This window comes from Sphingomonas hankookensis (assembly GCF_022664465.1).
Lineage (GTDB): Bacteria > Pseudomonadota > Alphaproteobacteria > Sphingomonadales > Sphingomonadaceae > Sphingomonas > Sphingomonas hankookensis.
In genome coordinates, this window is sequence record NZ_JAKREV010000006.1 from 279,783 (window position 1) to 286,445 (window position 6,663).

At 67.0% G+C, this 6,663-nt stretch carries 7 protein-coding genes and 1 tRNA gene; 5 read left to right on the forward strand and 3 right to left on the reverse strand.

Translation table 11 applies throughout. The features are described from left to right. Window positions 1–47: 47 nt before the first annotated feature. Window positions 48–833 carry a SapC family protein gene (locus MF610_RS16170; RefSeq protein ID WP_242200305.1) on the forward strand — a complete coding sequence of 262 codons (786 nt, stop codon included), beginning with the start codon at window positions 48–50 and terminating at the stop codon, window positions 831–833. 156 nt (window positions 834–989) lie between these two features. After that, window positions 990–1,523, forward strand: coding sequence for a cytochrome b (locus tag MF610_RS16175; RefSeq protein WP_242200306.1), 534 nt, complete (start codon window positions 990–992; stop codon window positions 1,521–1,523). A 188-nt stretch (window positions 1,524–1,711) separates the two neighbouring features. On the opposite strand, the gene MF610_RS16180 is transcribed toward MF610_RS16175, so the two are convergent. Beyond that, window positions 1,712–2,530, reverse strand: coding sequence for an N-formylglutamate amidohydrolase (locus tag MF610_RS16180; RefSeq protein WP_242200307.1), 819 nt, complete (start codon window positions 2,528–2,530; stop codon window positions 1,712–1,714). A 149-nt stretch (window positions 2,531–2,679) separates the two neighbouring features. Here MF610_RS16180 and cpdR point away from each other — a divergent pair, with 149 nt between their 5' ends. From cpdR to MF610_RS16195, 3 genes are all read left to right on the forward strand, one after another. Then, on the forward strand, window positions 2,680–3,057 hold the full coding sequence (cpdR, locus tag MF610_RS16185) for a cell cycle two-component system response regulator CpdR (protein ID WP_055761907.1): 378 nt from the start codon (window positions 2,680–2,682) through the stop codon (window positions 3,055–3,057). Window positions 3,058–3,132: 75 nt separating this feature from the next. After that, window positions 3,133–3,207 (forward strand) — tRNA-Val (locus MF610_RS16190). Window positions 3,208–3,328: 121 nt separating this feature from the next. After that, a complete protein-coding gene (locus MF610_RS16195; RefSeq protein ID WP_380870604.1) occupies window positions 3,329–4,918 on the forward strand; it encodes an amidase in 1,590 nt (529 codons plus the stop codon). A 132-nt stretch (window positions 4,919–5,050) separates the two neighbouring features. Here MF610_RS16195 and MF610_RS16200 read toward each other — a convergent pair whose 3' ends face one another. Beyond that, window positions 5,051–6,403, reverse strand: a complete 1,353-nt coding sequence (locus MF610_RS16200; RefSeq protein ID WP_242200313.1) for a glycoside hydrolase 5 family protein — start codon at window positions 6,401–6,403, stop codon at window positions 5,051–5,053. A gap of 23 nt (window positions 6,404–6,426) precedes the next feature. After that, window positions 6,427–6,663: hypothetical protein (locus tag MF610_RS16205; RefSeq protein WP_242200314.1), on the reverse strand; the 237-nt coding region annotated here is incomplete at its 5' end.

Genomic DNA, 6,663 nt, shown 5'->3' on the forward strand with positions numbered 1-6,663 from the left:
TCCGGCAAGGTTGGCCGGGCCGAATATGAGTATTTGGAGACCCTGAAATGGCCAGCGCGCCGCAGAATCAATCGCTTCCGTTGTTCTACAACCAGCTCGAACCGCTTTCGAGCCAGACCCATGCGAACTGGAAGGTCCGCGCGACCGATCGTGCGCCGTTCCTGACCGGACAGCATGCGATCCCCGTCACCGTCGAGGAATTTCCGCTGGTGCAGCGGCGCATGCCGATCGTGTTCTCGGTCGGCGACGATCCCGTGCCGCTGGCGCTGATGGGCCTGAATGAAGGTGCCAACACCTTCCTCGACGACGAAGGGCGGCTGATCGAGCCGGAGCTTTATATCCCGGCCTATATCCGCCGCTATCCCTACCTGCTCGCCCGGCTGCGTCCCGATTCGGAAGACCTGTCGCTGTGCTTCGACCCGACGTCGGAAGTCATCGGCCCGTTCGAGGATGGCGAGGCGCTGTTCGACGGCGACCAGCCGAGCGAAGTGACCAAGCAGATCCTCGCCTTCAACGAGCAGTTCGAGCAGGCCGGCCAGCGCACCGGCATGTTCATGAAGGAGATCAAGGACCTCGGCCTGCTGATGGATGGCGAAGTCGCGATCCAGCAGGAAGGCAACGACCAGCCGTTCATCTATCGCGGGTTCCAGATGGTGTCCGAGGAAAAGCTGAACGAACTGCGCGGCGACCAGCTGCGCAAGATGCAGCAGTCGGGCATGCTGCCGCTGATCTTCGCCCACCTGTTCTCGCTGTCGCTGATGCGCGACGTGTTCGCGCGCCAGATGCAGCAGGGCAAGGTCCAGCCGCAGCCGGTCGCGGTGCCGACGTTTTGATCGTTGTTTGAAAATGCGTGAACACGCATTTTGCGGTGCCAGCCCGCTCCCCCACCCGACCACCCATCAAGGATACCGTGTGGGTGGCCGGGTGGGGGAGCGGGCTGGCACCGTACTAAAACTCGCTCTTCCGCGAGTTTTCAGGAAGTCTTTCCCATGAACGCCACCCGGCCGATCCACGCCCGGCGTTATTCGCGCGGCGCGATCCTGTTCCACTGGACGATCGCGGCGTGCGTGCTGGTCAATCTGTGGATCGGTTTGGTCGGCGGTTCGATGGCGGCGCACAAGGCGATCGGCGTCACCGTCCTGGTGCTGACGCTCGGCCGGATCGGCTGGCGGATCGGCCATGCGCCGCCGCCGCTGCCGGCCGGGGTGCCCGCATGGGAACGGATGATCGCGAAGGCGACGCATCTGCTGTTCTACGCACTGTTGCTGATTGTACCGCTCAGCGGCTGGGCGATGGTGTCGGGCACGACGCGTCGTCCGCTCGAATGGTTCGGGCTGTTTCCGATCCCCTATCTCCCGATCCCGCCCGCGGTCGCCGGGCTGGGGCACGAGGTGCACGAAGTGGTCGGTTTCGCGATGGCGGGGCTGGTCGCGCTGCACGTTGCCGCCGCGCTGCGGCATCATTTGATCCTGCGCGACGGGGTGTTGTCGCGCATGCTGCCGGGCGCCCGTTCGGTACGCTGAAGTGCCGTGACGATAAAGCCACGGTCAAATGCAAAATGGGCCTTGAACGGCTCCGACCCCCACCCTAAATCATGCTTACACGGTTCGATGTCCCCCCTTTCGTTGGACCGTGCGGCGCGTTTCACGCGCCTCCTCCCTGAACCTTGGCCACTCCGTGCGATCCGTACGGGGTGGCTTTTTTCTTGGGGCTATTCCGCTGCGATGCGGCGCGTATCGCCCAGCACTGCGTCGGTCAGCGCGTCGAGCAGGGTGCGGACCCGCCGGATCGTCGCATCGAGCCCCGGTCCGGGACGATCGAGCGCGGCGTCGAGATACAGGCTGCGATCGATCTCGACCTGCAAGCCGTGGATGCCGGCGCGGGGGCGCGCATGGGCGTTCAGGATATGGCCGCCGGCATAGGGGTGGTTGACCGCCAGCGGCAGGCCGGTGTCGCGCAGCACCCGTGCCGCCAGATCGGTAAAGCGCGCACCGCAGCTATGGCCATAGCGGTCGCCCAGCACGATCCGCGCGGGCGTGGCACCGGGCAGCGGCGGCATCGAATGCAGGTCGACCAGCAATGCGGTGCCGAACCGGGCATGCGCGGCGGCGAGCGCGACGGCCAGTGCAGCGTGATACGGAGCATGGTCTTGCGCGATCCGCACGGCGACCTCGGCCGTGGTCAACTTGCGCCGCCACATATTCTCCGCACCGCCCGCGCGCCGGGGGATCAGCCCGATGCCGCTGCGCACCTTGTCCGACGCCATCGCCGAGAAGGCGCGGGGCTCGATGCCGGCATCGACCTGCGGATCGCGGTCGCGGACCGGCGATCGGTTGAGGTCGATCCAGCCGCGCGGCCGATGGGCGACGATCATGGCTTCGTCGCCCAGCGCGCCACTGGCGACGGCATCGACGAACCGGTCCTCGAGGCCCGTCAGCCGGGCGATTGGGACGGTCAGCAACGCCTGCATCTCCGCCGGGTAATCGCGCCCGGCATGCGGTACCGATATCACCAGCGGCGAGCGTGGCACGTCGGGACCGGTACGCTGGAAGGAGGGCGGGAGCGGAGAAGCATCCATCGGTCGCAAAGGACCACGCCCCGTCGCGCTTGTCGAGCATGCGGCTGGAAAATCTTAACCACCCTCGGCATATCCATGGGGCTGGCATCGAAGGGAGTCGGATGTTCAGAATCTTGCTGGCCGAGGACGACCAGGTGATGCGCGAGTATCTCACGCGTGCGCTGGAACGTGCCGGCTATTTCGTCAGTGCGGTCGATCGGGGAACGGCGGCGATCCCGCTGCTCCAGACCGAGAGTTTCGACCTGTTGCTGACCGATATCGTCATGCCGGAAATGGACGGCATCGAACTGGCGCAGCGCGCGGGTGAGATGGTGCCCGACCTGCGTGTGATGTTCATCACCGGCTTTGCCGCGGTCACGTTGAAGGCCGGGCGGCAGGTGCCGCATGCCCGCATCCTGTCGAAGCCGTTCCATCTGCGCGAGCTGGTGGCGGAGGTCGACCGGCTGTTCGAGGGAGAAAGAATCCCGACCAGCAATTAGGGGCTTGTCAGCCCAACGAGGCGCCGCTAACAGCGCCACTCCGGTTTCGCTCCCTTCTTTCGGAAGGACAGCGCCGGGCGCGTAGCTCAGTGGTAGAGCACTGTGTTGACATCGCAGGGGTCGCAAGTTCAATCCTTGCCGCGCCCACCATATAGAACCCCGTCAACCCATTGGGTTGGCGGGGTTTTTGCTTGGGGCTGTGTCCGTTTCCACCATTGCGCGGGCCGTCGGGTGCGCTAGCTTCGGCGAAGCGATCACGAGGGACAGGGACATGCGCTGGCACGGACTTTTGGGCATGGCGGCGTTGGTGTGCGCGGCGCAGCCGGTGGTGGCGCAATCGCGTGGCGATGCGGTCGAGGAAGTGTCGGTCGATCGGTTGGCGGAGGGGATGCGCAACGGCACGTTGACCAGCGTCGCCATCACCCGCGCCTATCTCGCCCGGATCGCGAAGATCGACCGGCAGGGGCCGACGCTGCGCAGCGTCATCGCGCTCAACCCCGACGCACTGGCGCAGGCCAAGGCGCTGGACGACGAACGCCGCGCCGGGCGGGTGCGGGGGCCGCTGCACGGGGTGCCGGTGCTGATCAAGGACAATATCGAGACCGCCGACCGCATGGCGACGACGGCGGGCAGCCTCGCGCTCAAGGACAATGTGACCGGCCGCGATGCGCCGCTGGTCGCCGCGCTGCGCCGGGCGGGGGCGGTGATCCTCGGCAAGACCAACCTGTCCGAATGGGCCAACATCCGATCGACCCGGTCGATGAGCGGGTGGAGCGCGGTCGGCGGGCTGGTGCGCAATCCCTATGCGCTCGACCGTACCGCCTGCGGGTCGTCGTCGGGATCGGGCGCGGCGATCGCCGCCAGCCTTGCCGCCGTCGCGGTCGGGACGGAGACCGACGGATCGGTGGTGTGCCCGTCGTCGATCAACGGGCTGGTCGGGTTCAAGCCGACGCTGGGCCTGATCAGCCGCAGCCGGATCGTGCCGATCAGCCATAGCCAGGACACGCCGGGGCCGATGGCGCGATCGGTGCGCGACGCCGCGCTGCTGTTGTCGGCTATGGTCGGGCCGGACCCGACCGACGCTGCGACCGCGCGGACGGTGGCGCGGGACTATAGCGCCGGCCTGTCGGCGGGCGCGCTGGCGGGCAAGCGGGTCGGCGTGGTGCGGCCCGACGATCTGCCGGCGGCGCTTGCCGCGCGGTTCGATGCGGCGCTGGCGGTACTGCGCGCGGCCGGGGCGACGCTCGTCGAGGTGAAGATGCCGAAGCTCGACGGGCTCGGTGACGCCGAACTGACCGTCCTCAAGACCGAGTTGAAGGCCGATCTCGACGCGTATCTCGCCACCACGCCCCCGGCGGTGAAGACGCGGACGCTGGCGCAGGTTATCGCGTTCAATCGCCAGCAAGCGGAGGCGGAAATGCCGTTCTTCGCGCAGGAACTGTTCGACGACGCGGTGAAGACCAAGGGGCTGGCGGACCCTGCCTATCGCACTGCCCGGGCCACTTCGCTGCGGCTGGCGGGGCGCGACGGGATCGATGCGATGCTGGCGACGGCGAAGGCGGAGGTGCTGGTCGCGCCGACCTATGGCGCGGCGTGGCTGAGCGATCCGGTCTATGGCGACCAATATGGCGGGCCGTCGGCGTCGACCCTGCCGGCGGTCGCGGGCTATCCGCATCTGACCGTGCCGATGGGGCTGATGCAGGGATTGCCGGTCGGGCTGTCGTTCATCGGCACCGCGAACACCGACGCGACCGTGCTGGCGGCGGGCTATGCCTATGAACAGCGGGCGAAGGCGCGGGTGGCGCCGCGCTACCTGCCCCAGGCGGAGGTGGCGCCGGGGTTGGAGGGGGCGGGGCGCTGACAGCATTTCCCCATCCAAACGGACGTCATCCCAGCGAAGGCTGGGATCTCCCGGTGATAGCGCGGGACAAGCGCCGCTAGAGGCCCCAGCCTTCGCTGGGGCGACGTCTGTAAGGATGGACGGAGTGTCAGCTTACTTCGGCAGGCGAGCGATCGCGGCGGCGTGGTCGGCGACCAACCGGATCGTCGTGTCGCCGGTGAAGATGCCGTACCAGCCCTGCGGTTCGTGCGGCGGGTCGCCCATATATTGCCTGTCGCCGTCCTTGAACCGATAGTCGGGATGCGCGGCGCGCGCTTCGCCGTTCCATGCCCAGAAATTGGTGCCGACGATCGGCCCGCCCTCGGTCATGTTCCGGAGCGCGGCGGTATAGATCCGGCCGTAGAACCGATCCTTGTAGGTCGTCGCGACCGCCGGATCGTTGCTGCCGCCGTCGCGTGGATAGCCGAACTCCTCGATCACCATCGGCTTGTCGAGCTGCTTGGCGAGCGCGACATGGTCGGCGATGTATTTGTCGGTCAGCGCCTCGCCGCGGGCGGCAGTGTTGGCAAGGTCGGTCTGCTTAACCCAGTCCCAGTTGTTGGGCCAGATGTGTACCGTCAGGTAATCGACCTCCGGCACGGCATGTTCGGCCAGCACGATGTCGGCGCGCTCCAACCCGCCCTTCAGCCCCTCGCTGCCGGTCGATACCAGTTGCCGGGGCGCCAGCGACTTGATCAGCTGCGCGCTGCTGCGGACCCAGGCGTAGAATTGCGGCAGGTTGGCATGCGCCGCGTCGCCCGACGGGCGCGGCTCGTTCGACAGCTGCCACGCCATGATCGTCGGATCGTCGGCATAGCGCGTGCCGGTGACGCCGTTGGTGCGGCCGACGACGGTGCGGATCCAGTCGCGGTACAGTCCCATCGCGCGGTCATTGCCGTAAAATTGCGCGTTGAAGTTCGCGAATTCCGGCCACGGATGGGCGGGATCGTTCATGTTCAGATAGTTGCCGCCGTTGACGTAGGACAGATACGTCATCATGCCGCCCGACCATTCCCAGAAATTGGTCAGGTACAGCACGGCGCGCATGCCGCGCTTCGCCATTTCGGCCAGTGCGTAATCGAGCCCGGCGAGCAACGTCTGGTTGTAATCGGTGCCCGGCCCGCGGAACCCCGGCTTGATCGAGTTCTTGAGCGGCCCTTCCTCGGCAGAGGCCAGCACGCGCAGGTTGGTCACGCCCATCGCCGCCAGCGCGTCCAGCTCGCGCCCCAGCCGTGCGCGATCGCCATAGGCGGCATCGGCACCGAGATAGGCGGCGTACCAGATATTGGCGCCGACGAAGCGGTAGGGCTCGTCGCCGACCATCAGCCGCTGCCCGTCACGCCGCACGAAGCCCTTCGCGCCGCCGCCGCCGATGGCGAGGGGTGTGCGCGCGACCGGCGCGGCCATGGTGCAGCCCGCGAGCATGGCGGACGTGCCGAGAAAGGTGCGTCGTGCGATTATGGTCATCAGGCCCTCTTCCTGCGCGCCGGTCACCGCCGGGCGTCCTGGTTACGGCAACAGATTGCGCGGGGGCCGTCACCGCTGTCAACGGCAATATCGATATTTGTTTTTGAAATTCGCGCATCTTGATTCGGGACGAAAAAAGATCCCATGGGCGCGGGCTGGCGCCGGTTGAGGCAGACTGACCTTCCCGCTTTGTCGTGAAGGAGGTTGCCCGTGCCCGTGTCCGTCTCATGCCATGCCGCCGTCAGCACGCAGCTGAACGC